A 26,922-nucleotide genomic window follows, 5' to 3' on the forward strand; every position below is an offset into this window, starting at 1 on the left:
GGCCCAGAACCGACGGTGACCGTCTCAGGTCAACGAGCCCGGATCGGCGGGTACGTCGACAGCGTGCTCCCGCAACGCCGTCAGCGGAATCGTGTCGAGTGTGCGGGCGTGAGTGGACGCAAGTACGACGGGAGACGCGGCGCCGGCGTGGTACGCCTGCAGCCAGCGGGCGGCGACCACACACCAGCGGTCGCCCGGCTCGAGGCCGGGGAAGTTGTACTCGGGGCGGGGTGTGATCAGGTCGTTCCCGACCGAGGCCTGGTGGGCGAGGAAGTCCGCGGTCATCACCGCGCACACGGTGTGGCTGCCGAGGTCTTCGGGGCCGCTCGTGCAGCAGCCGTCGCGGTAGAAGCCGGTGACCGGGTCGGTCCCGCACTCCTCCAGCGGTCCGCCGAGCACGTTCAGGTCGCTGTCCATGGCGACATCCTCGCCCGGAACGGGGCCCGAACCGGGTCAGCTGGCCTTGGTGTCGCCGAGACGCAGGTGCTCGTCGACCGATTCGCCGGCCTTGATCAGCTCCTTGGCCTTGTCTGCGTACATGTCGACGTACTCCTGGCCGGACAGCTCCATCAGCGCGTACATGATCTCGTCGGTGACCGAGCGCAGGACGAAGCGGTCCCGCTCCATACCCTCGTAGCGGGAGAAGTCCATCGGCTTGCCGAACGCGACGCCCGGGCGGACCAGCCGCGGCAGCAGCTTGCCCTTCTCCCGGTAGAACAGGTTCGGCCGCATCCGGCCCGCGGGCTGCAGCTTCTCGGTGTCGATCATCGCGACCGGGATCACCGGCACGCCGGCCACGATCGCCATCCGGGCGACGCCGGTCTTGCCCTTGTACAGCCGGCCGTCAGGCGAACGGGTGCCCTCCGGGTAGATCCCGAACAGGCCGCCCTTCTCGAGGATGCTCAGACCGGTGTTCAGCGCCGCCAGCGAGGCGCGCCCGCCGGACCGGTCGATCGGGATCTGGCCCACCGACCGGAAGAACGTGGCGACCAGCTTGCCCTTCAGGCCAGGGCCGGTGAAGTACTCCGACTTGGCCGGGAAGACGATCTGCCGCGGTACCGAGACCGGCAGGAAGATCGAGTCGCAGAACGCCAGGTGGTTGCTGACCAGCAGCGCCGGGCCGTCGGTCGGCACATGCTCCAGACCGGTCACCTTGGGCCGGAAGAGCAGCTTGATCAATGGCGCGACAATGAACCGTCTCAGGAACAGGTACAGCATCCGCCTCGACCTCCGTCACTCGCCCGACACACCCGACTCGCATCACCCGACAACGCTCACCGAACCCATCGTCGGCCGTACCCTCGTCCGGCACCAGTGCCCACCGGTGGCGGCCAGGCGACATCTTCGGCGCGCCGACCGTTCGGTGCGGACACTACGTTCCAGCTTCCCCCTCAGGCAATGTCACCGCCAGGAATCCGGGTGTTGCTCACCGTGTTGTCACCTGGATGCAGACTGGACGCAGCCCAGATGCGACGATTGAGGGGCGCTCCGGCCGTCTTCGGCTGGGGCGTCTGTGAGGAACGGACCGGCGAGGAGTCGAGCGTGCCAGTGCAAGCCCACGCGGAGGAGTTTCGCAGTCCCGGGACCGGGGCGAACGCGGCCGTCGGAGTCCTGCTCAGCCACGGGTTCACCGGCTCGCCGAAGTCGATGCGGCCCTTCGCCGAACACCTCGCCACCGAGGGGTACGGCGTCGCCGTACCGCGCCTGCCCGGTCACGGGACCAGCTGGCAGGAGATGAACAAGACCGGCTGGCCCGACTGGTACGCCGTACTCGACAACGAGCTGCAGCGCCTGCGCAAGGAGCACGACCACGTCTTCCTGGTCGGACTGTCGATGGGCGGCTGCCTCGTCCTGCGGCTGGCCGAGAAGCACGGCGCGGACGTTTCCGGTCTGGTCCTGATCAACCCGTCGGTGCGCACCGATGACAAGCGGCTGGTGCTGCTGCCGGTGCTGGCCAGGCTGGTGCCGTCGTTCCCCGGCATCTCGAACGACATCAAGAAGCCGGACATGGACGAGGGCGCGTACGACAAGATGCCGTTGCGTGCGCTGCATTCGCTGTCGCAGCTGTGGAAGGTCACCCGCGACGATTTGGCCGAAGTCACTCAGCCGGTGCTGCTGTTCCGCAGTACTGTCGATCATGTGGTGGAGCCGAGCTCGGGGCGGACGGTGCTGTCCTCGATCTCGTCCCGCGACGTGACCGAGACCCTGCTCGAGGACAGCTATCACGTGGCAACCCTGGACAACGACGCACCGCGGATCTTCGCGGACACATCAGCCTTCATCAGGCGGCTGAGCGGTAACAGTGATGCGTGACAACGGACTGACAGCGGCGTCGTACACGTCGCTCGGGGGGATCGACCCGTTGGTCGCGCAGCCGGTGCTGGACGCGCTCGCCGCGGCCGGGATCGCGGCGTACTGCGAGAACCAGAGCGAGGCCCGGACGCCGGAAGAGGCCGAGGAACCGGTCCGCATTCCGGTCGGGTACGACGAGATCTTCGTCGACGCCGCCGCGGTGGACGAGGCCCGCCCGGTGATCGACCGCAGTACCGAGGACGCGGAGTGGGAGTCGCTGGTCCAGCAGTTCAGCCAGCCGTCCGCGCCGGGTCACGACGGCGGCGAGGATCCGGTCCCGCGATGGCCGGCCAGCGAGGACGTCGACGACAAGTACGAGCCGCTGATCGACGTACCGACCGGGCTCACCGTCGAGGAGACGCCCGCGGCCGACGAGGAGGACGTCAAGCCGAAGCGCAAGGACGACGACCCGCATGACCACTTCGTCCCGCCGGAGCCGCCCCGCGGCCCGCGGCTGGACTGGATCACCCGGCTCGCCTGGCTCGGCCTGCTCGGCGGACCACTGCTGCTGATCGCGGCCGCCGTCCTCGACTTCGGCACCGGCCGGATCACCACGCTCGCGGTCGCCGGCTTCATCGGCGGCTTCCTGACGCTCGTATTCCGGATGAAGGACCGTCTCCCTCCTGGAGACGGCGGCGACGACGGGGCGGTCGTCTGAGTTAGAGTGCGGATCGTCGGACAATCCGACGAATCGCGAGGGAGGGCACCCGTGCAGGTCACCGAGACCGTCGAGATCACCGGCCACCTGATGGACTCCGGGCTGCTGTCCCGCGTCCTCGACGACATCCGCGGGTACGGCGGTGAGTACACGCTGGACAAGTTCGACCTCGGCTACGACAAGGACGACCCGTCCACGGTCCGGATGACCGTCGGCGCGGACGACGAGGAGTCGCTGCAGCGGCTGCTGATGCGGATCCAGACCAAGGGCGCGAACCTGGTCGACCCCGGTACGCCGGACATCACCGAGGTGACCACCGACGGCGTGTTCCCCGACGGGTTCTACTCCACGACGAACCTCCCAACCAGCGTGCGGCTCGGCGGCCACTGGGTCGCGGTGCAGAACCCGGAGATGGACTGCGGTCTGCTCGTCGAGGGTGACGCGGTCCGGACGATCCCGATGTCCGACGTACGCGCAGGCATGAAGATCATCACCAGCGCGCAGGGCGTGCGGGTCACTCCCCCGATCGCGACGAGCACCGAGGACGGGTTCGGCTTCATGGAGTCGGACGTGTCGTCGGAGAAGCCGCAGCGGGTGCTGGTGAAGCAGGTAGCGGACGGGATGCGAGAGGCGAAGGCCAACGGGCAGAAGGTGCTCTGGGTCGGCGGCCCCGGCATCGTCCACACCGGCGCCGCGCCGGCCATGGTCGCGATCGTGGAGGCCGGGTACGTCGATGTGCTGTTCGCCGGCAACGCGCTCGCGACCCATGACATCGAGTCGTCGCTGTACGGGACGTCGCTCGGCGTCGACCTCGCCCGCGGGCGGGGTGTGGAGCACGGGCACGAGCACCACATCCGCGCGATCAACACGATCCGCAAGGCGGGGTCGATCAAGGCCGCGGTCGACCAGGGCGTCCTCACCTCGGGCGTGATGCACGCACTGGTGCGGACCGGCGGGAAGTTCGTCCTGGTCGGGTCGGTGCGCGACGACGGGCCGCTGCCGGACGTCTACACCGACGTACTCGAGGGGCAGCGGGCGATGCGGGCCGAGCTGGACGGCGTAGGGTACTGCCTGATGGCCGCGACCATGCTGCACTCGGTTGCCACCGGCAACATCCTGCCCGCGTCGATCCCGCTGACCTGCGTGGACATCAACCCGGCGACGGTGACCAAGCTCGCCGATCGCGGTTCGTCGCAGGCGCGTGGGATCGTCACGGACGTCGGCCTGTTCATCGAGCACCTCGCCCGCGAGCTGTCACCGGAGTACGCCGAGAGCAAGTGACCCTGTCGAGGGTGAGACTGGCTCGGTGATTGAAGACTTCGAATCGTTCCTGCGCCGGTTCGAGGAGGCCAACACCGCCTTCATCAACGGAGACCCGTCGTTGTGGATGCCGCTGGTGTCGCACAGCGAGCAGACCTCGATCTTCGGCGGCTTCGGCGGGCACGAGGTCGGCTTTTCGCAGATCGGGCCGCGGTACGAGTGGGCGTCGTCACAGTTCCGGGACACCGGCGCGAAGGTCGAGTTCGAGTACCTCGAGAAGCACGTCGGCGCGGACACGGCGTACACGGTCGCGATCGAGCGCTGCGCGGTGCACCACATCACCCAACCCGAGCCGGTTCCCCACGTACTCCGGGCGACGATGGTGTTCCGCGCCGAGTCCGGTGAGTGGAAGATCACGCACCGGCACGCCGATCCCCTCAACCCGAAGGCCTCCCCCTCCGGTCCGTGACGGTGTTGGATGGCGCCATGACCGAACTCGTGCACCTGCAAGTGGCCGACGGCGTTGCGACGATCACGCTCGACTCGCCGCACAACAAGAACGCGCTGTCGCAGCAGCTGACGGGTGAGTTGCTGGAGCACCTGGAGGCGGCGGGGGCCGACGACGTGGTGCGGGTGATCGTGGTTCGGTCGGCGCTGGACGTGTTCTGCTCGGGCGCCGACCTGTCCGAGGCGACGACGATCGGGATGGGCGTCGGGGCGCAGCGGATGGTCGACGTACAGCGGGCGATCGTCGCGAACCCGAAGCCGGTGATCGCGCGGGTGGCCGGCGCGGTGCGCGCGGGTGGGATCGGGATCGTCGCGGCGTCCGACATCAGCGTCGCCGGGGAGAGCGCGACGTTCGCGCTGACCGAGGTACGGCTGGGGCTTGCGGCGGCGACGATTTCGCTGACTGTTCTTCCGCGGCTGACCGATCGCGCGGCGGCGTACACGTTCCTGACCGGCAGCGGGTTCGACGCGCTCGAGGCGGCGCGGTTCGGGCTGCTGACGCTGACGGTGCCGGACGACGACCTGGATGCGGCGGTCGGCGCGGTGCTCGAGGCGGTGCTGAAAGGCGTGCCGCAGGGTTTGCAGGAGACCAAGAAGCTGCTCAACCGCGACCTCCTCGCCGACATCGATGCCCGTGGCAAGGACCTCGCCGAGCTCTCGGCCAGCCTCTTCGGCTCGTCCGCCGCCCAGCAAGCCATGCTCGACTTCCTCAACCGCCGCTGAGCTCCACCAGCAGCGGGAGGTGGTCGGTGGCGGCCGCCAGGTCCGGCTTGGTGGCGGGGATGTGGCGTAGGCGGCCTTTGAGTTGGGGGGAGAGTACGGCGGCGTCGATGCGTTTGTGGGGCGTGGTCGAGTTGAAGGTCGGGCCGGCGTCGAGGTCGAGGAGGCCTTCCTCGGCCAGGAGTTTCCAGACGGGGCCGTCGGGTTCTTCGTTGATGTCGCCGGCGAGGAGGTACGGCGTACCGAAGGAGCGGCAGAGGGTCAGGACCTGGGTTATTTCGTGGATCCGGCCGCGGGGGTGAAGACCGAGGTGGCAGACGACGACCGCTAGCCGGGTCGAGCCCAGGACGAGTACTCCGCCGACTGCGCCGCCGGGGAGCTGGGTGGCGATGAAGTTCAGGCGGCGGCGGACGAACGGGCGCCAGATACGGCGGCCGCGGATGCCGGTCAGGCCGATGCCGTCGGCAACCAGGATCGCGTTGCGGGCCGAGGCCGCGACGTACCGCAGGCCGAAGGTCGCCGCCATCGCGCGTCGCTTGCGCCGGGTGCCGAACCAGGTCGGGGCCTCCTGCACCAGCATCACGTCCGGCGCGCAGGCCTTCACCACCCGGGCGAGCGCCGTACGGTCGTCGCCCCAGCGGTGCACGTTGTACGACAGCACCCGCAAAGTGCGGCCGGTCATCCCTCGTTGTCGCCGTTCAGGTCGGCTGGGTGGAGCTCGGCCTCGGCGGGCGCGGCGCGCATTCCGGTACGCCGGGCAGCCGACTTCCGCGCGGCCCGCTCCAGGCGGGTGGAGCGTCCACGGGCGGCGGCCGTCTTGGCCGTCACCGCGGTCGTCTTGACGCGGACGCGACGCAGCCAGGTCGCCTCCTCGCGAGCCAGGTCGGCGGCACCGACGAGACCCGCCTCCGGGCCGAGCACCGCGCGGACGATCCGGGCCTCCGGGCGGAAGCCGCGACCGGTCAGGGTGCGCTTGAACGCCTCGCGGGCCGGCGCCAGCAACAGCTCGCCGGCGTCGGAGACGCCGCCGCCGATCACGAACGTGCCGGGGTCGAGCGCGGCGGCCAGGTTGGCCAGGCCGATACCGAGCCAGCGGCCGACGTCCTCGAGCAGCTCGACCGCGACCGGGTCGCCGTCCTTGGCCAGCTCGGTCACCATCGGGCCGTTGATCTTGCGCGGGTCGCCGCCGGCCGCGCGCAGCAGGTTGTGTGCGACGGGTGAGCCGGACATCGCCAGCTCGCGGGCCTCGCGGGTGAGCGCGTTGCCGGACGCGTACTGCTCCCAGCAGCCGCGGTTGCCGCACTCGCAGCGGTGGCCGCCGGGGACCACCTGCATGTGGCCGAACTCCCCCGCGATGCCGAACTTGCCGCGCTGGAGGGAACCGTCGTTCAGGATCGCGCCGCCGATGCCGGTGCCGAGCGTGACGCAGACGAGGTGGCTCTCGCCCTGTCCGCCGCCGAAACGCCACTCGGACCAGGCGGCCGCGTTCGCATCGTTCTCGACGACGACCGGTACGCCGAGGCGGCGCTCGACCGCGTCACGCAGCGGCTCGTGCCGCCAGGCGAGGTGCGGGGCGAACAGGACCGAGGAACGGGTGCCGTCGACGAATCCGGCGGCGCCGATACCGACCGCGATCACGTCGTGGCGCGACTCGAGGTCGTGGACGATCTCGGCGATCGCGTCCTCGGTCTCCCGCGGATCCTTGGTCGGCGTGTCCCGCCGGACCCGGTCCAGGATGTTGCCCTCGGGGTCGACCACCCCGGCGGCGACCTTGGTCCCACCGATATCGATCCCGATCGTCAAAGCCTGCGTCAGAGCCAAGGTTCGACCTTCCTCGCGGTACCCCCGACCCCCGCCGGTCCGCTCTCAGTATCCCAGATCACCGAGCGGGGACCTGGACAGGAGCCGGTCGGCGGGCGAGGTCGGCGGCGCCGATGAGGCCGGCGTCGTTGCCCAGTTCGGCGAGGGTGAAGGTGGGGTGGGGGCGGTTGGACTTGGCCGGGAGGACCTTCTCGAAGGCGACCTCGGCGGACTTCATCAGCAGGTCCTTCGCCGCGCTCACGCCGCCGCCGATCACGATCAGGGTCGGGTCGAACATCGTCGCGAGGCTCGCCAGCCCCTCCCCGAGCCACCGGCCCAGGTCCTCGAGCAGCTCCACCGCGCACGGATCGCCGGCCATCGCCGCCTCGGTGATCATCGGCCCGGTCAGTTCCGCCGGGTCGGTGATCCCGCACACGCTCAGCATCTGCGCCGCCGCGATCGAACCGGACTCGGCCTGAGCCCGCCCCTCACGCACCAGCGCCCGCCCGGACGCGTACTGCTCCAGGCACCCGCGCGACCCGCACCCGCACCGATGCCCACCCGGTACGACGCGCATGTGGCCGAGCTCGGCCGCGACGCCGTGAGCGCCACGCAGCATCTCGCCGTCGCTCACCACAGCGCCACCGATCCCGGTGCCGACCGTGATGCAGAGCATGTGCTCGACATGCTTCGCCGCGCCGAACGCGAACTCACCCCACGCCGCCGCGTTCGCGTCGTTCTCCACGACCACCGGGATCTTCAGCGTCTCCGAGACCCGCGCGCCGAGCGGCTCGTTCCGCCAGGCCAGGTTGGGGGCGAACAGCACGGTCGACCGGTCCGACGAAACGAATCCGGCGGCGCCGATCCCGACCGCCTCCACCTCGTGCCCGGCGATCAGCTCGGCCGCCGCGTCGCAGATCGCCGTCGCGGTCCCGTCGACGGAGTCCGCCGGGGTGTCGCGGTGCGTGCGGGCCCCGATCATGCCGTTCTCATCGACCACGCCGGCCGCGATCTTCGTACCGCCGACATCGATGCCGATGGTCAGTCCCATGGTTCGGGGTCCTCACTCACGTCGATCCGGTCCACCTTGGGCGGGGCCGGTTCCTCCTCGGGCTGCGCAGGGCTCTTCGCTCGCGACGCTGCGTCCTCCCGCGCCTGCCGGGCCGCGTCCGCCGCGGCCTCCAGCAGAGATCTCAACGAGCCCAGCACATGCGCGGCGGCCGTCGACAGCTGCTCGATCGTCTCCGGGCTGGTGTTCCGTACCCGGTGGATCAGCTGACACACCGGGCACCAGACACAGTCGGGCCCCAGCTTGTGCTCGTGCTTCTCGTCGTCCTGAGGAGTAGCACCCGCAGCGTCCTGCAGTACCGCGAACAGCTTGGCCGCCTCCTCAGCAACCGAGCCGACGGGCTCCTTACTCACAAGCCTTCTCCGATCGCCGCCGTACGACGGGCCAGCTGCTCGTGGTACTCCGCTGTCAGGCCCTGGGCCAGCTCCTGCGCCGACTCCAACGGACCGGACCCGCTGGGCACCTCCGACGGCGCGACCGGCCGCGCGCTCTCCCGCGGCGCGAACCGTACCTGCAGGCGTCCCTCGTCGAGCCGCGCACCCGCGACCACTCCACGCGCCAGCGCGGCCGGCAACGGCAGCACCCGACGGTACGACCCGACGGTGATGATCAGCTCGTCCCCGTGCCGCGCCAGCTCCAGCTCGCTGGCCGATGCCAAGGGCAACGGCATGGTCAGCGTGTACGTCCGCCCGTCGGTGTCGATATGCCGATCCACCCACAGCGACGTCTCGTCGGTGGCGCGCGCGAACGGGTCGTCCCCGCCGTACATCTCCACCGCGAACGCGGCCAGCTCCTCGACCCCCACCGGCTCACAGACCCGGTACGGCGATTCCCAGATCGGCAACGGCCGGAACGAGTCCGCGACCTCTTCCAGGATCCCGCGCTGTGCCGCAACCCACTGCCGCCGCCAGGTATCCGCACCGGCCGCCGGGAAGACCCGGTTCGCCACGACACCGTCCACGCGGTACCCGTACAGCGAGAGCCTCGTCAGCGACCGCCGCGCCTCCGCGACCACGACCGCCTCCGGCGTCAGCACCAGCCGCACCGAGGCGTCCGGGCCGGCCAGCAGCGTGCGGATGTCCGACAGGTCGCTCTGCAGCCGGCGCAACGCGTCGAAGACGTTGTCGTCCGGGACCGGCAGGCTCGACCCGCGGCTCAGACCTGCCCCGCGGTTGATGAAGGGCCGGAACGTCCGCATCATCTTGCGTTCGGCGTTGAAGATCCGGTCGAGGTACCAGTTCAGCGCCTCGGGCAGCCCGAGCAGCCGGAGCGTCTCCGCGGTCGGCGCACAGTCGACGACGATCACGTCCCAGCGCCCGGACCGGACGTGGTCGCGCACCTCGAGCAGCGCGAGCACCTCGGCGGCGCCGGGCAGCACGGTCAGCTCCTCGGCCTCGATCGGGTCGACGCCGATCATGTGCAGCACCGACCGCAGGTAGTTCTGGATGTCGCCCCAGGACCGCTCGAACTTGCGCTGCGCGTCGATCTGCTGGACGAACAGCAGATCGTCGATCTCCGTCGGCTCGGGGCCGACCTCGGAGTCGAACGCGTCCGACAGCGAGTGCGCGGCATCCGTCGACAGCACCAGCGTCCGCAGCCCGCGCAGTGCGGCGAGCGTGGCGGTACCCGCCGCAGAGGTCGTCTTGCCGACCCCGCCTTTACCCGTATACAGCAGAACCCGAGTCACTGGATCAGGACTCGACGCGCTTCTTGAGGCCCTTCAGGGCGGTGTCGATGATGACCTTCTCGGCCTTCCGCTTGAGCATCCCGATCATCGGGATCGCCACGTCGACAGCCAGCCGGTACGTCACCTCGGTCCCCTCCGCACCCAGATCCTTGAGGACGTAGGCGCCGTCCATACCCTTGACCATCTTCGCCTCGACCAGCGTCCAGGTCACCTCGTTGCGGGACCAGACGTAGGCCAGCGTGTACTCGTCCGAGATCGCCCCGGCGTCCACCTTGAAACGCACCTTGTTCGGCCGGCCGGCCTCGTCGGTGGACAGCACCTCGGTCTCCCGCATCGAGTCGGCCCACTCGGGGTACGCCGCGAAGTCCGCGATCACCGCCATGATTTCTTTGGGGCTCGCGTTCATCTGGATGGTCGAGGTGGTCTGTTCCGCCATCGATTCACCTCTTCGCCGGTCGGTTCTCAGTGTCGGTCTCGGGGTCCTCAACGGAGACTATCGCGGGATCGGACGAGGTACGTCGTTCGCCCGCCGCGCGGCCCGCTTCGACTTCGTCCTTGAACCGCCACAGGTGCTCGCGGTACGACGCGACGTACCGCTCCTTGAGTCGTTCGAGGGCGCGGCCGCGGACCGGGCGGGCCGGGTCGACGCGGAGGTACCAGTGCACGACGACCCCGTCGCGGACCGGTTCCAGCCACCACTCCGCCGTACCGACGGCCGAGCCGGTGACGGCCCAGCGGACCCCCTCCGCGCCGCGTCGCTCGGACGGGGTCAGGGTCAGGTCCGGCCACCACTCGCGCCAGAGGGTGTCCGCTCCGAGTCGCTCGGCGACGTAGGCTGGATCAGCAACGACCAGGTCGTCGCAACTGATGTCGAGCGTGGGCATGCCTTCGAACCTAGTTCCTTGGGTCACATAAAGGTGGCTACTTGTGGGTAGGTGACTGTAGCGTGCGCCGGAAGTCGACAATTCGTGACCGACTGAGGAGACGACGCGGATGCGTGAGTACACCGTTCCTGCTGTGACCGAACCCGCCAGCGGGAGCTTGAGCGACCCGGTGTGGGCGAACGCGTCGTCCCATCCCGACACCGCGGTGTTCAGCCGCCGGGTCGCGGGCGGCGGCTGGCAGGACGTGACCGCGGCCGAGTTCGCCCAGCAGGTCATCGGCGTCGCGAAGGGCCTGATGGCGGCCGGCGTGAAGCCCGGCGAGCGGGTCGCCCTGCTCAGCCCGACGCGGTACGAGTGGACCCTGATCGACTACGCGATCTGGAGCATCGGCTCGGTCACGGTGCCGATCTACGAAACCTCTTCCCCCTCGCAGATCCAGTGGATCCTGACCGACTCCGAGGCGGTCGTCGCCGTCGTCGAGAACGCCACCCACGGCGCGGTCGTCGAGTCCGCCCGGGCCGAGGCCCCTGCCCTGCAGGAGGTCTGGCAGATCGAGGCCGGTGCCGTCGACCAGCTCACCGCGCTCGGCCAGGACATCAGCGACGCCGAGTTCGACAAGCGCCGCTCCGCGGTCACGGCCTCCGACCTGGCCACGCTGATCTACACCTCCGGTACGACGGGACGCCCGAAGGGCTGCAAGATCAGTCACTCGAACTTCATCGACGAGCTCGGCCCGGCGGTGAAGATCCTCGACGGTCTCTTCGACACCACCGGCGCGAGCACGCTGCTGTTCCTGCCGCTGGCACACGTGTTCGCCCGGATCATCCAGGTCGGCTGCGTGATGAAGCGGGTCAAGGTCGGCCACAGCGCCGATGTGAAGAACCTGGTCGAGGACCTCGGCGCCTTCAAGCCGACCTTCATCCTGAGCGTGCCGCGGGTGTTCGAGAAGGTGTTCAACACGGCCAGCCAGAAGGCGCACTCCGAGGGCAAGGGCAAGATCTTCGACGCCGCCGCGGACACCGCGATCGCGTACTCGCAGGCGCAGGACAAGGGCGGCGCGTCGTTCGGGCTGAAGGCCAAGCACATGCTGTTCGACCGGCTGGTCTACGGCAAGCTGCGGGCCGTCCTCGGGGGTCAGGTGCAGTACGCCGTCTCCGGTGGCGCACCTCTCGGCGACAAGCTCGGCCACTTCTTCCGCGGTATCGGCGTACCGGTCCTGGAGGGCTACGGCCTGACCGAGACGACGGCGGCCGTGTCGGTGAACCTGCCCGACGACATCCGCATCGGTACCGTCGGCCGGCCGCTTCCTGGTGTGACGGTCGCCGTCGCGGACGACGGGGAGCTGCTGTTCAAGGGCGGCCAGGTGATGCAGGGCTACTGGAAGAACGACGAGGCGACCGCGGCCGCGATCGACGCCGACGGCTGGTTCCACACCGGCGACCTGGGCGAGTTCGACGTCGACGGGTTCATCAGGATCACCGGCCGGAAGAAGGAGATCCTGGTGACGGCCGGCGGCAAGAACGTCGCGCCGACGCTGCTCGAGGACCAGATCCGCCTGCACCCGCTGGTCAGCCAGTGCATGGTGGTCGGCGACGGCAAGCCGTTCATCGCCGCGCTGATCACGATCGACCCGGAGAACATCGTGCCGTGGGCAACCGAGCGCGGGAAGCCGACCGACCCGGCGGAGCTGACCCAGGACGCGGACCTGATCGCCGAGATCCAGAAGGCGATCGACGACGCGAACACCTCGGTCTCGCACGCCGAGGCGATCAAGAAGTTCTCGATCCTCCCGATCGACTGGACCCAGGAGACCGGCGAACTGTCGCTCAAACTCTCCCTCCGCCGCCACATCGTGATGGAAAAACACGGCACCGACGTCGAGGCCCTGTACACGAAGTAGTCCATTGAGGTTGTAGGGCGGGGTCAGCCATTTGGCTGATCTCGGGTTGAGCTTGATGGGCGATGCCGGTGGGGTGGTCGTTCGGCGAAGCTCGGTGCATGACCACGAACAGGCCGATCGTCGAAGTCGGCAACCTGCGTAAGTCGTACGGCGGCCGCGCCGTCGTCGACGACCTGTCCTTCACCGTCGACGAGGGCGAGATCTTCGGGATCCTCGGCCCGAACGGCGCCGGCAAGACCACCACGGTCGAATGCGTCGAGGGACTGCGCGTCCCCGACAGCGGCCTGGTCCGGGTTGCCGGGCTCGACCCGGTCGCCGACCACGCGGCCGTCACCCAGGTGCTCGGCGCGCAGCTCCAGGAGAGCGAGCTGCAGGCCAAGCTCACCGTCCGCGAGGCCCTCGAGCTGTACGCCGCCTTGTACCCGAACCCGGCCGACTGGCGCCCGCTGGCCGAGCGCCTCGGCCTGACCGATCAGCTGACCTCGCGCTTCGGCGTACTCAGCGGCGGCCAGAAGCAGCGGCTGTTCATCGCGCTCGCGCTGATCGGCAACCCGCGGGTCGTCGTACTCGACGAGCTCACCACCGGCCTGGACCCGCGCGCCCGGCGCGACACCTGGGAGGTCGTCGAGGACGTTCGCGCCCGCGGCGTCACCGTCCTCCTGGTCACGCACTTCATGGAAGAGGCGCAGCGGCTGTGCGACCGGATCGCGGTCATCGACAAGGGCAGGATCACCGCGCTCGACACACCCCAGGGTCTGATCAGCCGTACGGCGGGATCGACCGTCATCTCGTTCACCCCGTCGGCTCCGGTCGACGACGTGGACCTGGCCGCACTGCCGGCGCTCGCGTCCGTCGAGCAGAAGGACGGCCGGATCACGCTCGGCGGCACCGACGAGACCGTGACCGCTGTGCTGTCGCTGCTCGCCCGTCACCGCATCACCGCCCACCAGCTTCGCGTCACCGACGCCACCCTCGACGACGCGTTCCTTGATCTGACAGGAGCCAACTCATGAGCGCCATCGCCCCGACCGTTCGCAGCACCTCGCCGAGGGCCGCCGTACTGCGTGCCGAGGCCCGGCTGTTCCGCCGGGAGCCCGGGACCTTGTTCTGGATCCTCGGCTTCCCGCCGCTGCTGCTGGTGATCCTGGGAAGCATCCCGTCGTTCCGGAAGGCCGACGCCGGCCTCGGCGGGCTGCGGATCATCGACCTGTACGTACCGATCCTCGTCCTGGTCGCGCTGATCGTGACCGGCCTGCAGACGATGCCGCCGATCATCACCGGGTACCGCGAGCGCGGCATCCTGCGCCGGATGTCGGCGACCCCGGTCAAGCCGTCCGCGCTGCTGACCGCGCAGATGGGGCTGAACGGCTCGGCCGCGATCGTGTCGGCGCTGGTCTGCCTCGCGTTCGGCCGGATCGCGTTCGATGTCCAGTTGCCGAAACAGGCGGCCGGCTATGCGCTCGCGCTGCTCCTCGCGGCGGCCGCAGCCTTCGCGCTCGGAGCGCTGGTGTCCGCACTCGCCCCCACCGCGAAGATCGCCACCGCGATCGGCTCGGCAGTGTTCTTCCCGAGCATGTTCTGCGCGGGCGTCTGGCTGCCGGTGCAGTCCATGCCGCACGTACTGCGTCAGATCGTCGAGCTGACTCCCTTCGGTGCCGCGGCTCGCGCACTCGGCCAGGCAGCCGCCGGCGACTGGCCGTCCTGGTCCCACCTCGGCGTGCTGGCCGCCTGGGCAGTGCTCCTGTCCGCGGCCGCCGCCAAGTGGTTCCGCTGGGAATGATCGGCCGGTAATGCAAACTGGGAGCGTGACTGTGGGAGTAGAGGAAGCAGGCGACCTCGAGCGGCGGCAGGAAGTCTTCCGCCGTTGCGCGCCGTACTTCCTGCTCGCCCTCGGCACCTTCCTGGCTGTGATGACGGCCGGCCTGATCACGCCGTTCGACCACGAGCGGATCCTGGCCGGGGCACTGGTGGGGTCCGCTCTCGTCGTGGAGCTGTCCTGGACGTGGATCGCCCGGCGCCATCCGGATCCGAGCCGGGTGTCATTCGCGTACTACGTGCTGCGTTGGGCGATCGGCTTCGCGCTCACCATCCTGAACGGCTTCTTCGCGTTCTACGCGGTGTCGGGGTACTACGACGCCGACGAACGGATCCCCTGGCGGCGGGCGCGCCGGTTCGCCCTGTTCGCCTGCTCCATCCCGATCTCCGCAGCCCAGGCCAGCGGTATCCCGGTGCACGACACGGCACGGTGGCTGGTGTTCGCGGGCCTGTTGATCGCGAACAACCTGCTGCTGACGGTGGTCAAACATTTCGCCGACCAGGAGGAGGCTCGGTCGCGGTCCCGGGCCGCCACCATCGCCGAGCTCCAGCAGGCCCACGAGGAGAACGCGGCGTTGCAGGCGCAGCTTCTCGTCCAGGCCCGCGAGGCCGGTATCGCCGACGAACGTCGCCGGCTGGCCGCGGAGATCCACGACACGATCGCGCAGGGGCTGACCGGCATCATCGCCCAGCTCCAGGTCGTCGCGAACACCTCCGACCCGGCGACCGTCAAGGACCACGTCAGCCTCGCGACCGACCTGGCCCGGCACAGCCTGGGCGAGGCGCGGCGTTCGGTCCACAACCTCGCCCCGGTCGGCCTGTCGAACGACGGGCTGCCCGAAGCACTGCGGAAGATCGTCGACCAGTGGGCCGAGCGCAGCGCCGTACGTGCAGAGTTCACCGTGACCGGGACGCCGCAGCATCTGCACGGGGAGATCTCGGCGACGATCCTGCGCATCACCCAGGAGGCCCTGGCGAACGTCGCGAAACACGCGGCTGCCACCCGGGTCGGAGTCACGCTCAGCTTCATGGACAGCGAGGTCACGTTGGACGTCCGCGACGACGGCAAGGGTTTCGACCCGATGTCGCTACCTGCCCGCACCAAGACCGGCGGCTTCGGCCTCGACGGTATGCGGGCCCGGGCCGAACGTATCGCCGGATCGCTCACCGTCGAGGCCGAACCAGGCTTCGGTACGGCGGTGTCGGCTCGCGTACCGTTGGTGCCCCATGCCTGACATCTCGCTGCTCCTCGTCGATGATCACCCGGTGGTTCGCAACGGCCTGCGCGGCATGTTCGAATCGGCGCCCGGCTTCACCGTGCTCGGCGAGGCGTCGAACGGCGTGGAGGCGGTCGAGCTGGCCGCGGACCTCGACCCGGACGTCGTCCTGATGGACCTGCGGATGCCGGGCGGTGGTGGGCTCGACGCGATCACCGAGCTGACCCGGCGCGGCATCCGGTCGAAGGTTCTGGTCCTGACCACCTGGGACACCGACACCGACACGCTGCCGGCGATCGAAGCGGGCGCGACCGGCTACCTGCTCAAGGACGCGCCGCAGGACGACCTGTTCAACGCCGTACGCCAAGCGGCCGAGGGTCGGACGGTCCTCTCCCCGGCTGTCGCCTCCCGGCTCGTCACAGCTGTCCGTACGCCGGCGCCGAGCCCGCTGGCCGCACGCGAACGGCAGGTTTTGGAGCTGGTCGCGAAGGGTACGCCGAATCGCGATATCGCTCGGGAGCTGTTCATCAGCGAGGCGACGGTGAAGACCCATCTCAGCCACGTCTTCACGAAGCTCGGCGTCACCGATCGGGCCGCGGCGGTGGCGAAGGGGTACGAGCAGGGCATCCTCGGCCGGGACTGACTCCGGGACGTTAGCCGCGGGGTACAGGTCATGACATGAAACCCGATGTGAACCGCCCCTTTGCCTGTAACTGGAGTGCCGTCGGTGAGTGCGCGATCGTCCGGGTGGCCGGCCCGATCGAGGTCAGCGCGCTGTCGACTTTCGCCGACGAACTACGCCATGTGATCACCACCAAGCTCCCCCGCCTCGTCGTCGACCTCCGCCGCGTCACCGCGATGGAAGCAGCCGGCCTCGACGTCCTCGCCGACGCCCACCAACTGGCCATCGAGAACGGCGGCTGGCTCCGAGCCTCAGGCGCCGCCCAATGGCTGGCCGACCTGATCCGAGCCACCCACTCCACCCGCCCCCTGGACCACTACCCCACCCTCGCCGACGCCCTCCCGTCGTACCGCCCAGCAGCAGTCGGAGCTACTTACCACCACTGAACGTGATGCCGTTCGTGATCTGCTTCTGGGCGATGAAGAAGATCAGTAGGCACGGGATCGTGATCAGGACTGATGTTGCCATGAGCAACGGGGTGTCGGTGCCGTTGACGGATTGGAAGCCGGCCAGGGCCAGGGGCAAGGTTTTCCATTGGTCGGAGTTGATGTAGATCGCCGGGCCGAGGAAGTTGTTCCAGTAGCCCATGAAGAGCAGGATCGAGACGGCTACGACCGCGGGCCGGGCCAGCGGTAGGTAGACCAGCCAGAAGGTTTTGAACCAGCCGCAGCCGTCGACCACCGCCGCATCCGCCAGCTCGGACGGCATCCGGGCGAAGAACTGGCGGAACAGGAAGATGTAGAACGGCGAGCCGAAGAACGCCGGCAGGATCAGCGGGTACAGCGTGTCGACCATGCCGAGGTTGTTGAACAGCATGAACTGCGGCACCATCGTCACCTCCCCCGGCAGCAGCATCGTCGCGAGTACGACGGCGAACAGCACCCCGGCGAACCGCACCCGCAGCCGCGCGAACGCGAACCCGGCCAGCGAGCACGAGAACACCGTCCCGACGATCGGGATCAGCGTGGTCAGCACCGAGTTCAACGCGTACCGCCAGAACGGGAACGACGTCACCGCGCGGGTGTAGTTGCTCCACAAGAACTCATGCGGTACGACGCTCGCGCCAGAACTCCCCACGCCGGCCAGCGATCGCAGCGACGTCGCGATCATCCACAGGAACGGGTAGACGAACACCAGCGACCCGAGCGCGAGTACGACGTACAGGACGACGGTCAGCGTGACGTTGCGGCGCCAGAACGGCCGGTCCGCACGCACGACCAAGGGTTCTGCGAGTGCAGTCATCGACGCCTCCGCTTCCGGCCGAGTTCGGTCTCGTAGTACACCGCGAACGCGCTCCCGCGCAGCGTGACCGCGGTCAGCGCGAGGATCACGACGAACAGGATCCAGGCCAGCGCGGACGCGTAGCCCATCCGGAAGTTCTGGAACGCGTTGTCGTAGAGGTAGTAGACGAAAAACAGCAGCGAGTCCTTCGGGCCGCCGTTCGCGATGAAGCCCTGGGTGAAGATCTGCAGCGAGCCGATGATGCCGGTCAGCGCGTTGAACAGGATGATCGGCGACAACTGCGGCAGCGTCACATGCCAGAACTGCCGCACCGGTCCGGCGCCGTCCAGTGCCGCCGCCTCGTACAGGTTCGTCGGCACGTCCTTCAGCCCGGCCAGGTAGATCACCATCGCGCCGCCGACCGTCCACAGACTCATCAGGATCACCGTCGGCAGCGCCCACGACGAGTCGTTGAACCAGCCCGGTCCCTGGATGCCGAAATGTGCGAGTACGTCGTTCGCCAGCCCGTACTGCGGGTTGAACACCCACAGGAACAGCACCATCTGCGCGACACCCGAGACGAGCGAAGGCAGGTACCAGACCGTCCGGAAGAACCGCATGCCAGGCAGTTCCGTGTTCAGCAGCAACGCGACCAGGAACGCCAGCACGGTCTGCAGCGGCACGCTGATCACGGCGTACAGCAAGGTCACCTTCAGCGCCTGCGCGACCTGCGGATCCTGGAAGGCCTCGGTGTAGTTGGCAAGTCCAACGAACTGCGGTGGCGTGATCAGGTCCCACGACGTCAGGCTGACGTAGACCGACGACGCCATCGGCCCGAGCGTGAACAGGCAGAACCCGATCAGCCACGGTGAGACGAACAGCCAGAACGCGATCGTCTTGTCGGCCCGCGGCCGGCGCCGCCGCGCCCCGTACGCCGCCAGTCCGATGACGGCGTACAGGACGATCAGCAGGAGCAGGAACGGGACCAGCGGCACGAGGGCGCTGGGAACACCCCAGGACCCCGCCAGGTCACGGATCCAGCCGACGGTGGGATTCACTTCTTCAGGGCCTGCGTGCACTTGCCGGCGAGCTGCGGCAGGATCTTCGCGACGTCATCCTTGCCGGTGCCGAGCGCGGTGTAGCTGGTCATGCCCTTGTCTGCGTCACCGGAGATCTGCGCCTCCTTGGCGACCGATACGCCGACGATGCCCGACTTGAGCGCGGTGGTGAACGCAGCCAGGTTCCGCTCGGCCGGCAGCACCTTCTCCAGCGTGGGCGTCGAGGCCGCGATGATCGGTACGCCGAGCGCCGTGTTGCCCTGGATCAGCTGGTCCTGAGCTACCTGCTGCGTACTGGCGAACTCGACGAACTTCTTGGCGGTCTCGAGCTGCTTGTCGCTCGCGTTCTTCGCGATACCGAGCCCGTCGACCTCCATCGGGAATCCCTTGCCCGGTACCGGGACCAGCGTCCAGTTCGGCTTGCTGATCTTCGCGAAGTCGGCGACCGTCCACGGCCCGAAGTCGCTGAACGTCGCCAGCCGCCCGGCCGCAAACCACTGCGCCTGGTCCTGCCCCTGGATATCGGTCGACGTCGGTGCGTACCGGTTCTTCTGCATGTCGACGACGTACTGCGCGGTCTGTACGCCGGTGCCGTCGCCGAAGGTGCACTCGGTCGCGTCGTCGTTGTAGTAGCTGCCGCCGGCCGCGGTCAACCAGCCGCGGTACCAGAGGTTGCTCGAGCCGTAGACGCGGGCCTTGCCGTCGCCGTGGGACAGCCTGCCGGCGATCGTCTTGAACTCGTCGAGGCTCAGCGGAGTGGTTGCGCTGGGCAACGGTACGCCGGCGGCCTTGAACGCGTCGGTGTTGATCGCCATCACCTTGGGCTTGGCCGCGAACGGCATCGCGTAGTACTTGTCCTGGTACTGCATCGCGGACGAGATGTTCGGCTGCACGTACTTGCCGGGGTCAACGGTCTGCTCGGCGAAGCTGGGCGCGAACCCGGCCAGGCTGGTGTTGCTGATCTCCATCACCGTCGACTGGGTGCCGGCCGCGATCGAGGTCTGCAGCTTCTGCTCGTAGTCGGACTGGATCCAGTTCGTGGTCACCTTGGTGCCTGGGTTCGCCTTCTCGAAGGCCGCGGCGATCGCCTTCAGCGACGCGGCTTCGGAGTTCGTGCCCCAGAACGAGAAGCTGATCTCGGCATTCCCGGTGTCCTTGTTGGAGGCCGGCGCATTGCCGGTCGCGCAACCGGCGGCGAGGAGGATGGCGATTGCGGTGGGCAACAGTTTCTTCATGAGGGGTCCTTGGTCACCCGGGCGGATTGACCCGGTTCGAGGGAGTGGGTCTCGGAGCCGACGGTCACCGCGAGCGGACCTGGTCCGCTGTGCACGGTGACGTCGGTCGTGTGGCGGCCTTCTTGGCTGATGCGCAGGTCCCAGTCGCCGACCCGGACGTGGTCGGCGGTGAGTACGCCGATCTCGGCGGGCAGATGGGATCCGACGGTCAGGGCCGCGTTCGGGGCGTCGGGTCGTAGGCCGAGCAGCCCGGCGACCAGGTGCTCGACGACGGTGAACGAGATCTCCGGGTAGTCGTCACGGCTGTCGATCAGGTGCTTGGTCCAGCGCCAGGCGGATTCGTCCCGGCCGTACTTGAACAGGAACTCGGGCCAGTAGCTGAACGACTCGATATTGAGCGGCGGACGGGACTCCATCTGCGCCTCCAGGTAGTCGAGGAAACGTTCGTCACCGCTCAGCCCGAACAACGGGACCAGCGTGTGCGATTCGAGTCCCCAGTCGAAGTCGAGTCCGTCCTTGGTGATGCCGCGGGCGAAGTGGTCGCCGTTCCACCACTCGCCATACGTTGCACGGATCCGGTCGGCCTCGGCGTGACGGCCGAGCTTGCGGAGTACGGCGTACTGCGTGGCGAGGCCGTCGCCGGCAACGAAGAGGGGCGCCTCGCGCTCGTTGTAGGTGGCGGTGCCGAGGAAGATGTCCGCCGTACCACCGGCCTCGGGGATGCCGTCGCCGTCGGCGTCATGTGCCTCGACGAACTCGCCGACGCTGTGCCGGTAGTACGCCGCCAGGTCGGGGTCGTCGATCCAGCGGCGGTCACCGGTCCAGTCGTACTGCTCCAGCGCCCGGTAGGTCAGGTCGAACACCGCGGGGATCTCCCGGACGAAGTGCTCGTCGTTGTGATAGTCGAGGGCGGCGATCCGCCCGTCGAAGTGGAAGGCCCAGATCGGGAACCACTTCCGCGCCGGCGTCGCCGAGCGGGCGAAGTGCCGGAACATCGCGAAGTTCTCCGCGTCCAGGCCGAGCAGGTGCGCGCCGGCGGCCTGGTGGCAGACGTCGCGCGAGTAGAACATCGGCCGGGACGGGTAGCCGGCCCAGTACGACGGCAGGTTGCCGGGGCCGGTCAGCACCCAGGCCAGCGCGCGCTTCTGAGCCCACGCGAAGGCCTCCTCGACGTAGGCGCTGCTGGACGTCAGGGTCAGCACGGCGGCTCCTCGGAGAATCGGATATTAGCGCTAAAACTAGAGACGACGGCCAATTCCGTCAATACCTTCTTGGGGTCGCGTTTTACCGCTATAGTCCAGGGCGTGACGACTTTCGACCTCCGCTCCCCCGACGGCCGGACCACCCGGACCGGCACCCTCACGGGCACGGACACGATCACCCCGCGACCGGCCGCAACGCCCGGACTGCAGTCGTACGACGTGCGGTCCGACGGCTCGGTGACGTTGCGGTGGACGTGGCCGGCCGAGGAGGCGGTCACGCTGTGGCGGCCGACGCAGGACTCCCGCCGCAACCTGCCGACCGACTGGGGCTCGCACCGCGACGTGCGCTCGGTCCGCTCGGCACCCGCCGCGACGCTCGTGGACGCACAGGACAGGGCCATCGTCACGGTCTCGTTGTCGTCGAACGTCCGCGATTGCGACTTCGCCGTCGGAGTGAACGAGGAGACCGCGGAGCAGTTGTTCGAGTTGACCGTGACCGACGTGGAGGGCGAGTCCTTCGCCTTGCGGATCGACACGCGGATCCAGCACTTCGCCGAGGCGCTGCGAGGTGTGTCGGACGAGTGGACCGCCGAGCTGGCCGACCGGATCGCCCCCGTGCCCGACGTTGCGCGGACCGCGATGTATTCGACCTGGTACAGCGACCACCAGCACGTGTCGGCCGAGTCCGTCGAGCGGCACGCGCGCGCGGGTGCGGCGTACGGCTGCACCGCGGTGATCGTCGACGACGGCTGGCAGACCGACGACACCCGGCGCGGATACGCGTACTGCGGTGACTGGGAGCCGACCAGCCAGACGTTCCCCGACATGGCAGCGCATGTACGGCGGGTGCACGAGCTCGGCCAGCGGTATGTGCTGTGGCTGGCGCCGCCGTTGATCGGGGTGCACTCGAAGGCCTGGGATCGGTTGAAGGACCGAACGCTTGGGTTCGCCGATGGTGAGGTGACCGCGGTCCTTGACCCGCGCTACCCGGAGGTCCGGGAGCACCTTGTCGAGTGTTGCGTTCGGCCTGCGCGGGATTGGGGCGTTGACGGGCTCAAGCTGGACTTCATCGATTCGTGGGCGCGGGACGATGTTCCGCCGGCGCCGGGCGGCGATTGCGAGTCGGTCGACGAAGGGGTGGAGCGGTTCCTGCAGGCGGTGACGGATGAGCTGCGGCGGCTGCGGGCCGACGTACTGATCGAGTTCCGCCAGGACTACGTGCACCCGCGGTTGTGGCAGTTCGGCACATTCTTGCGGGCCGGCGACTGCGCGCTCGACCCGGTGGAGAATCGTGTCCGCACGGTCGACTGCCGGCTGCTGGCCGGTGATCGCGCGGTGCATTCGGACATGCTGCTGTGGCATCCGAGAGCGTCGGCGGAGAATGTGGCGCAGCAGTTCATTGGCGCCTTGTTCAGTACGCCGCAGGTGTCGATGGAGCTCGACGCGTTGTCGCCGGAGCATGAGCAGGTGGTGCGGCATTGGCTCGGGTTCATGCGCGATCACGCCGACGTACTGCTGCACGGCGTACTGCTGCCGTCTCGTGCGGATGCGCGCTACACGCAGGTGCGGGCCGTCGGTGCGGCCGAGACGATTGTTGCCGTGTTCGCGAACCCCGTCGTGCGGGTATCGGATCCGTGCACGCTGGTCGTGAACGGCGGCGCCGACGGCAGGATCTACGTCGAGGGTGCCGAGGACCGGCCGGTCGAGCTCGTAGTGTCGGACTGCGCCGGCGGTGAGGTGTCTCGCAGTACGACGACGCCGGCGGGGCTGTGGGCGATCGACATACCGGTCGGCGGGGTGGCCAGGATCGTACGGATCTGAGGGGGATGGATTGAAGCGAACGACCGTTGCCGATGTGGCGAAGCTTGCCGGGGTGTCGGCGATGACGGTGTCGAATGTGTTGAACGCGCCGCACCGGGTCAGTGAGCCGACTGTCCGGACCGTGCGCGCCGCGATCGAGGAGCTCGGGTACATCCCGAACCACGCGGCTCGCGCGTTGTCGTCCGGACGCAGTCAGGTGATCGGGCTCCCGCTGTACTTCGAGGACGAGGAGAACCCTGGTCTGGGTGGATTCCTGCACGGGTTGCTCGGCGGTCTGGTGAAGGCGGCCGCGTTGTCCGGGTACGGCGTACACGTGGCCACGCCGGCTGAGAATGCGACCGAGATCGCGCTGTACGAGAAGCTGATCGCCGCTCGGCAGGTGGATGCGATCGTCGTACTCGAGACGATGCCGCACGACGAGCGGATCGAGTTCCTCAGCCAGCGGCGATTCCCGTTCGTCGCCTTCGGGCGGACCGGGCCGACGCAACGGCAGTGCTGGGTCGACGTCGACAACGAGACCTCGATGGCCGGCATCGCACAACATCTGCGATCGACCGGTCGGGAGCGGGCGGTCTATCTGGCGACGGACAGTTCGCTGCCCTGGGTTCATCAGCGGCAGGCCGGGTTCGTCCGCGAATTCCCGTCGACGGTGGTGCGCTCGTTCGGGACACTCGAGGCGGTCGCGGCGTACGTCGAGGAGTCCGCGACGCCGGACGTCTTCGTCGCCGACAACGACGCGTTCGCGGTCGTGGCGATGCGGTCGCTCCAGCGGCGCGGGATCACCGTCGGCGAGGACGTAGCAGTCACCGGCTTCAACGACTTCCCCTTCGCCAGCATGCTCGACACCCCACTCACAACAGCCCGAATCCCCCTACGAGACATCGCAACCTGCCTCTTCGACCGCGCCCTACACGAGATCAGCGGCGAACCGGACACCCCCGGACGCCTCGTCACAGCCCCTCTGGTCGTCCGCTCGAGTGCTTGATTGCCGCCTCGACGAAGCGGGCGAGCTGTTGCGAGCGGCTGCCGGCTGGCCAGACTACGTACATTCGGTAGACCTCGACGTCGGTGACCGGGCGGTAGACGACGTCTGGGCGGATGTTGCGTTCGGACATCGACTGCGGCACCAGTGCGACGGCCTGCCCGAAGGCGACCACCTCGAGGAGCTGCGACGAGTCCTGCACGATCGGGCCGTCGACCGGATCGTCCGGGCGCGCCGACCAGTAGTTGCGCTCGGCAACGTTGGCCCGGCTCCATCGCGGCGCCGGGATCCCGGCCAGATCCTCGGCCCGCAAGACCTCACGCTCGGCCAGCTCATGCCCCGCAGGCAACGCAGCCACTCGAGGCTCGGTGTATAGCTCCTCCAGCTCGAGTCCGTGGTCATCGAACGGCCGGCTGACCAGCGCCACATCCGCCCGCCCGTTCCGCACCATGTCCGCCTGCTCGCCGAACCCGCTCACCACGACCTGAACCCCCGGCAGCTCATCCCGCAGCTCCGCCACGATCCGGTGCAGTAGCTCCGTCGCGACGCCAGGCTTGGCCGTCACCACCAGTCCCCCGGTAACAGCTCCGGCCCGCTGCGTCCGCCGTACCGCCGAATCCAACGCGTCGAGCACGGGCCCCGACTCCTTCAGTAAGGTCTCCCCCGCCGACGTCAGCTCGAGCCGCGTCCCCGACCGGTCGAACAGGTCGACGCCGAGCCGGTGCTCGAGCTGGCGCATCGCCCGCGACAGCGGCGGCTGGGCGATGCCGAGCCGCTCGGCGGCGCGGGTGATGTTCAGGTCCTCGGCGACCGCGCGGAAGTAGCGTAGTTCGCGGATCTCTGGTTCCGGCATACCTCCAGGGTATGGCGGACCACCTGATCGGTGTTGGTCCGCGGCGGTGGTTCCGCGCTGGACTGGGGACATGAATCAGAACGAAGTCGCCCTGGTGACGGGCGGAAACAAAGGAATCGGCCGCGAGATCGTCCGGCAACTCGGCCTGCGCGGACTCACGGTGTACCTGGCGGCACGGAACCCGGAGCTGGGCTCGGCCGCCGCGGCAGAGCTCAAGGACGAGGGTCTCGACGTACGGTTCGTGCAGCTCGACGTGACGGATGTGGAATCGGTCGACGCGGCCGCCAAGCAGGTCGAGGCAGACTCCGGCCGGCTCGACGTGCTGGTGAACAACGCCGGCATCGTGGCCGAGTGGGGTACCTCGGTCGCCGACATCACCGCCGAGCAGGTACGCACGGCGTACGACGTCAACGTGTTCGGAGTCGTCTCCGCGATCCACGCATTCGTACCGCTGCTCCGACAGTCGCCGAACGCCCGGATCGTGAACATGTCCAGCGGCCTCGGCTCGGTCAACCTCCTCTCCGAACTGGACGGCCGCCTCGCCACCCAAGGCCTACTCGCCTACAGCTCGTCGAAGGCCGCCCTCAACGCCCTCACCCTGGTCTATGCCAGCGCCCTCCGCGCCGACGGCATCAAGGTGAACGCCGCGACCCCCGGCCTAGTCCCGACCGACCTCAACTCCCAGGCCTCCGTCCCGCGCGGCGAACGCACCGTGACCGACGGAGCAGCCGTCCCGGTCGCCCTCGCGACGCTGCCCGTCGACGGCCCGACCGGCGTCTTCAGAGGACCTGGCTCACTGGACGACGTGGCTCCGTGGTGAGGGCCTGACGGGCGATCAGCAGGGTGGTCGCCGTACCGAGGATGCCGGCGGCGGCGATGGTGAGGTTGGGGGCGAGGAACGAGCCGACCACGCCGGCCAGGGCGATGCTGACGCCCTGGATCGCCATCAGGCCGCTGGTCTGGACGGTGAACAGGCGGCCGCGGTACGCCGGATCGACAGCCTGCAGGATCAGCGGGTCGATGCCCTGGTTGAACGCGTAGCCGGCCCCGGCGATCGCCAGCAGTACGGCGGCGACCGGCACGCCCGGCTCGGCCAGGAACGCGATCGCGGGGAGCTGGCTGGTGAGCAGGAACGGGACGACGAGCCGTCGCCGCGCGGAAGGGGGAAACCGCGCGACGACGAGCTCGCCGAGTACAGAGCCGACCGCATAGCCAGTGAACAGCACGCTGGCAGCCGCGGCAGCAGTGCCGACCTGAGCGGTGTAGGCGACGGCCAGTCCGTCCGGGACCGACGAGAACGCCGGGGCCACCCAGGTCAGCAGGATCAGGTAGCGAAGCTTCCTGTGGCCGAACAGCAGTTGCATCCCCGACCACGAGTCACGGACCGTGTTGCTCTTCCGCTCACCCGGCGGCGTGTACGGCGTACCCGCGCCGATCAGGACCGCCGACGCGACGAAGCTGACCGCATCCAGCGCGAGCAACCAGTTCGCACCGACCAGCGCGACCGCGATCCCGCCCAGCGCGAAGCCGCTCAGTACCGCGACCTGACTAATTGCCCGCAGCAACGACCTGCCGATCGGGAACAGGTCCGGCGACAGCAGGTGGGCCAGGCTCGCCGCCCGCGCACCGGCGAAGAGCGGCGCGATGATCCCGGTCCCGAGCAACAACCCGAGCAGCCCCGCCACCGGCATGCCCGGCACGAGCATCGCGGCGACGCAGGTCGCGCTGAGCAGATCGCACACCACCAGCACCCGCCGCGCCGGGAAGCGATCCGCGACCGAGGACAGCAGCACGCCGCCGACGGCGTACGGCAGGAACGAGCACGCCAGGACGAGTGCCGACAGCAACGGTGACCCGGTGCGCTCGAAGACCAGGATCGACAACGCGACCTGCGCGGCAACGGTTCCGAGCATCGACACCGCGTGCGCACCGAACACCGCACGCATGCCGGGAACGCGCAGGACAGCTCCGTAGGACCTCACGCCGAGAGGGTGCACGA

The 26,922-nt window shown here is 68.8% G+C and carries 29 protein-coding genes; 14 read left to right on the plus strand and 15 right to left on the minus strand.

Going from position 1 to position 26,922, the window contains the following annotated elements; genetic code table 11:
• Positions 1-24: 24 nt before the first annotated feature.
• Both ACFWUU_RS01125 and ACFWUU_RS01130 read right to left on the minus strand, forming a co-directional pair.
• Positions 25-417 (minus strand): DUF2237 family protein, encoded by a 393-nt coding sequence (locus ACFWUU_RS01125; protein ID WP_380171636.1) that lies wholly within the window; start codon positions 415-417, stop codon positions 25-27.
• Between the two features lie 36 nt (positions 418-453).
• Entirely contained in the window at positions 454-1,218 is a 765-nt protein-coding gene (locus ACFWUU_RS01130; RefSeq protein ID WP_137254473.1) for a 1-acyl-sn-glycerol-3-phosphate acyltransferase, read from the minus strand.
• A 324-nt stretch (positions 1,219-1,542) separates the two neighbouring features.
• Here ACFWUU_RS01130 and ACFWUU_RS01135 point away from each other — a divergent pair, with 324 nt between their 5' ends.
• The 5 genes from ACFWUU_RS01135 to ACFWUU_RS01155 are packed head-to-tail and all read left to right on the plus strand — an operon-like array spanning position 1,543 to position 5,500.
• Positions 1,543-2,313 carry an alpha/beta hydrolase gene (locus ACFWUU_RS01135; RefSeq protein ID WP_380171638.1) on the plus strand — a complete coding sequence of 257 codons (771 nt, stop codon included), beginning with the start codon at positions 1,543-1,545 and terminating at the stop codon, positions 2,311-2,313.
• A complete protein-coding gene (locus ACFWUU_RS01140) occupies positions 2,306-3,010 on the plus strand; it encodes a hypothetical protein (RefSeq protein WP_380171639.1) in 705 nt (234 codons plus the stop codon). The genes ACFWUU_RS01135 and ACFWUU_RS01140 overlap by 8 nt, the downstream gene beginning before the upstream one ends.
• A 51-nt stretch (positions 3,011-3,061) precedes the next feature.
• On the plus strand, positions 3,062-4,291 hold the full coding sequence (locus ACFWUU_RS01145) for a TIGR00300 family protein (RefSeq protein WP_380171641.1): 1,230 nt from the start codon (positions 3,062-3,064) through the stop codon (positions 4,289-4,291).
• A gap of 25 nt (positions 4,292-4,316) precedes the next feature.
• Positions 4,317-4,739, plus strand: a complete 423-nt coding sequence (locus ACFWUU_RS01150) for a YybH family protein (RefSeq protein WP_380171643.1) — start codon at positions 4,317-4,319, stop codon at positions 4,737-4,739.
• A gap of 17 nt (positions 4,740-4,756) precedes the next feature.
• Positions 4,757-5,500: an enoyl-CoA hydratase-related protein gene (locus ACFWUU_RS01155; protein WP_380171645.1), complete on the plus strand. Its 744-nt coding sequence runs from the start codon at positions 4,757-4,759 to the stop codon at positions 5,498-5,500.
• Here ACFWUU_RS01155 and ACFWUU_RS01160 read toward each other — a convergent pair.
• Genes ACFWUU_RS01160 through ACFWUU_RS01190 form a run of 7 tightly spaced genes read right to left on the minus strand, consistent with a single transcriptional unit; the run spans position 5,487 to position 10,937 of the window.
• Positions 5,487-6,179 (minus strand): endonuclease/exonuclease/phosphatase family protein, encoded by a 693-nt coding sequence (locus ACFWUU_RS01160; RefSeq protein ID WP_380171647.1) that lies wholly within the window; start codon positions 6,177-6,179, stop codon positions 5,487-5,489. The genes ACFWUU_RS01155 and ACFWUU_RS01160 overlap by 14 nt on opposite strands.
• Entirely contained in the window at positions 6,176-7,318 is a 1,143-nt protein-coding gene (locus tag ACFWUU_RS01165) for an ROK family glucokinase (protein WP_137254466.1), read from the minus strand. The genes ACFWUU_RS01160 and ACFWUU_RS01165 overlap by 4 nt, the downstream gene beginning before the upstream one ends.
• 58 nt (positions 7,319-7,376) lie before the next feature.
• Positions 7,377-8,348 carry an ROK family glucokinase gene (locus ACFWUU_RS01170; RefSeq protein ID WP_380171649.1) on the minus strand — a complete coding sequence of 324 codons (972 nt, stop codon included), beginning with the start codon at positions 8,346-8,348 and terminating at the stop codon, positions 7,377-7,379.
• Positions 8,339-8,719 carry a hypothetical protein gene (locus tag ACFWUU_RS01175; RefSeq protein ID WP_380171651.1) on the minus strand — a complete coding sequence of 127 codons (381 nt, stop codon included), beginning with the start codon at positions 8,717-8,719 and terminating at the stop codon, positions 8,339-8,341. Before ACFWUU_RS01175 ends, ACFWUU_RS01170 begins: the two co-directional genes overlap by 10 nt.
• Positions 8,716-10,053, minus strand: a complete 1,338-nt coding sequence (locus tag ACFWUU_RS01180) for an ArsA family ATPase (protein WP_380171652.1) — start codon at positions 10,051-10,053, stop codon at positions 8,716-8,718. The genes ACFWUU_RS01175 and ACFWUU_RS01180 overlap by 4 nt, the downstream gene beginning before the upstream one ends.
• A 4-nt stretch (positions 10,054-10,057) precedes the next feature.
• Positions 10,058-10,489 carry an SRPBCC family protein gene (locus ACFWUU_RS01185; RefSeq protein ID WP_137254462.1) on the minus strand — a complete coding sequence of 144 codons (432 nt, stop codon included), beginning with the start codon at positions 10,487-10,489 and terminating at the stop codon, positions 10,058-10,060.
• A gap of 4 nt (positions 10,490-10,493) precedes the next feature.
• Positions 10,494-10,937 carry a polyketide cyclase / dehydrase and lipid transport gene (locus ACFWUU_RS01190; protein ID WP_170989730.1) on the minus strand — a complete coding sequence of 148 codons (444 nt, stop codon included), beginning with the start codon at positions 10,935-10,937 and terminating at the stop codon, positions 10,494-10,496.
• A 109-nt stretch (positions 10,938-11,046) separates the two neighbouring features.
• Between ACFWUU_RS01190 and ACFWUU_RS01195 the strand changes: the two genes are divergently transcribed.
• The 6 genes from ACFWUU_RS01195 to ACFWUU_RS01220 all read left to right on the plus strand — a co-directional run bounded on the left by ACFWUU_RS01195 (position 11,047) and on the right by ACFWUU_RS01220 (position 16,937).
• Entirely contained in the window at positions 11,047-12,837 is a 1,791-nt protein-coding gene (locus tag ACFWUU_RS01195; RefSeq protein WP_380171654.1) for an AMP-dependent synthetase/ligase, read from the plus strand.
• A gap of 98 nt (positions 12,838-12,935) precedes the next feature.
• Positions 12,936-13,850 (plus strand): ABC transporter ATP-binding protein, encoded by a 915-nt coding sequence (locus ACFWUU_RS01200; protein ID WP_380171656.1) that lies wholly within the window; start codon positions 12,936-12,938, stop codon positions 13,848-13,850.
• A complete protein-coding gene (locus ACFWUU_RS01205; protein ID WP_137254459.1) occupies positions 13,847-14,617 on the plus strand; it encodes an ABC transporter permease in 771 nt (256 codons plus the stop codon). The genes ACFWUU_RS01200 and ACFWUU_RS01205 overlap by 4 nt, the downstream gene beginning before the upstream one ends.
• Positions 14,618-14,642: 25 nt before the next feature.
• Entirely contained in the window at positions 14,643-15,887 is a 1,245-nt protein-coding gene (locus ACFWUU_RS01210; RefSeq protein WP_380171658.1) for a sensor histidine kinase, read from the plus strand.
• Positions 15,880-16,512 carry a response regulator gene (locus tag ACFWUU_RS01215; RefSeq protein WP_380171660.1) on the plus strand — a complete coding sequence of 211 codons (633 nt, stop codon included), beginning with the start codon at positions 15,880-15,882 and terminating at the stop codon, positions 16,510-16,512. The genes ACFWUU_RS01210 and ACFWUU_RS01215 overlap by 8 nt, the downstream gene beginning before the upstream one ends.
• Positions 16,513-16,547: 35 nt before the next feature.
• The gene (locus tag ACFWUU_RS01220; protein WP_380171662.1) at positions 16,548-16,937 is read left to right on the plus strand and encodes an STAS domain-containing protein; all 390 of its coding nucleotides are present in this window, start codon (positions 16,548-16,550) and stop codon (positions 16,935-16,937) included.
• Here the strand turns inward: ACFWUU_RS01220 and ACFWUU_RS01225 are convergent.
• The 4 genes from ACFWUU_RS01225 to ACFWUU_RS01240 are packed head-to-tail and all read right to left on the minus strand — an operon-like array spanning position 16,921 to position 21,267.
• Positions 16,921-17,793, minus strand: a complete 873-nt coding sequence (locus ACFWUU_RS01225; RefSeq protein WP_380171664.1) for a carbohydrate ABC transporter permease — start codon at positions 17,791-17,793, stop codon at positions 16,921-16,923. The two genes, ACFWUU_RS01220 and ACFWUU_RS01225, sit on opposite strands and share 17 nt — an antisense overlap.
• Positions 17,790-18,830: a carbohydrate ABC transporter permease gene (locus ACFWUU_RS01230; protein WP_380171666.1), complete on the minus strand. Its 1,041-nt coding sequence runs from the start codon at positions 18,828-18,830 to the stop codon at positions 17,790-17,792. The genes ACFWUU_RS01225 and ACFWUU_RS01230 overlap by 4 nt, the downstream gene beginning before the upstream one ends.
• Positions 18,827-20,065, minus strand: coding sequence for an extracellular solute-binding protein (locus ACFWUU_RS01235; RefSeq protein WP_380171668.1), 1,239 nt, complete (start codon positions 20,063-20,065; stop codon positions 18,827-18,829). The genes ACFWUU_RS01230 and ACFWUU_RS01235 overlap by 4 nt, the downstream gene beginning before the upstream one ends.
• Positions 20,062-21,267, minus strand: a complete 1,206-nt coding sequence (locus ACFWUU_RS01240) for a hypothetical protein (RefSeq protein WP_380171670.1) — start codon at positions 21,265-21,267, stop codon at positions 20,062-20,064. Before ACFWUU_RS01240 ends, ACFWUU_RS01235 begins: the two co-directional genes overlap by 4 nt.
• 102 nt (positions 21,268-21,369) lie before the next feature.
• Here ACFWUU_RS01240 and ACFWUU_RS01245 point away from each other — a divergent pair, with 102 nt between their 5' ends.
• Both ACFWUU_RS01245 and ACFWUU_RS01250 read left to right on the plus strand, forming a co-directional pair.
• Positions 21,370-23,088: a glycoside hydrolase family 36 protein gene (locus tag ACFWUU_RS01245; protein WP_380171672.1), complete on the plus strand. Its 1,719-nt coding sequence runs from the start codon at positions 21,370-21,372 to the stop codon at positions 23,086-23,088.
• A 10-nt stretch (positions 23,089-23,098) separates the two neighbouring features.
• Positions 23,099-24,073 carry a LacI family DNA-binding transcriptional regulator gene (locus ACFWUU_RS01250; RefSeq protein WP_380171674.1) on the plus strand — a complete coding sequence of 325 codons (975 nt, stop codon included), beginning with the start codon at positions 23,099-23,101 and terminating at the stop codon, positions 24,071-24,073.
• Here the strand turns inward: ACFWUU_RS01250 and ACFWUU_RS01255 are convergent.
• Positions 24,039-24,923 (minus strand): LysR family transcriptional regulator, encoded by an 885-nt coding sequence (locus ACFWUU_RS01255; RefSeq protein ID WP_137254450.1) that lies wholly within the window; start codon positions 24,921-24,923, stop codon positions 24,039-24,041. The genes ACFWUU_RS01250 and ACFWUU_RS01255 overlap by 35 nt on opposite strands.
• Positions 24,924-24,993: 70 nt before the next feature.
• Here ACFWUU_RS01255 and ACFWUU_RS01260 point away from each other — a divergent pair, with 70 nt between their 5' ends.
• On the plus strand, positions 24,994-25,743 hold the full coding sequence (locus ACFWUU_RS01260) for an SDR family oxidoreductase (protein ID WP_380171676.1): 750 nt from the start codon (positions 24,994-24,996) through the stop codon (positions 25,741-25,743).
• Here the strand turns inward: ACFWUU_RS01260 and ACFWUU_RS01265 are convergent.
• Positions 25,703-26,905, minus strand: a complete 1,203-nt coding sequence (locus ACFWUU_RS01265) for an MFS transporter (RefSeq protein ID WP_380171678.1) — start codon at positions 26,903-26,905, stop codon at positions 25,703-25,705. The genes ACFWUU_RS01260 and ACFWUU_RS01265 overlap by 41 nt on opposite strands.
• Positions 26,906-26,922: the final 17 nt, after the last annotated feature.

Source organism: Kribbella sp. NPDC058693, assembly GCF_042715335.1.
Taxonomy (GTDB): Bacteria; Actinomycetota; Actinomycetes; order Propionibacteriales; family Kribbellaceae; genus Kribbella; species Kribbella jiaozuonensis.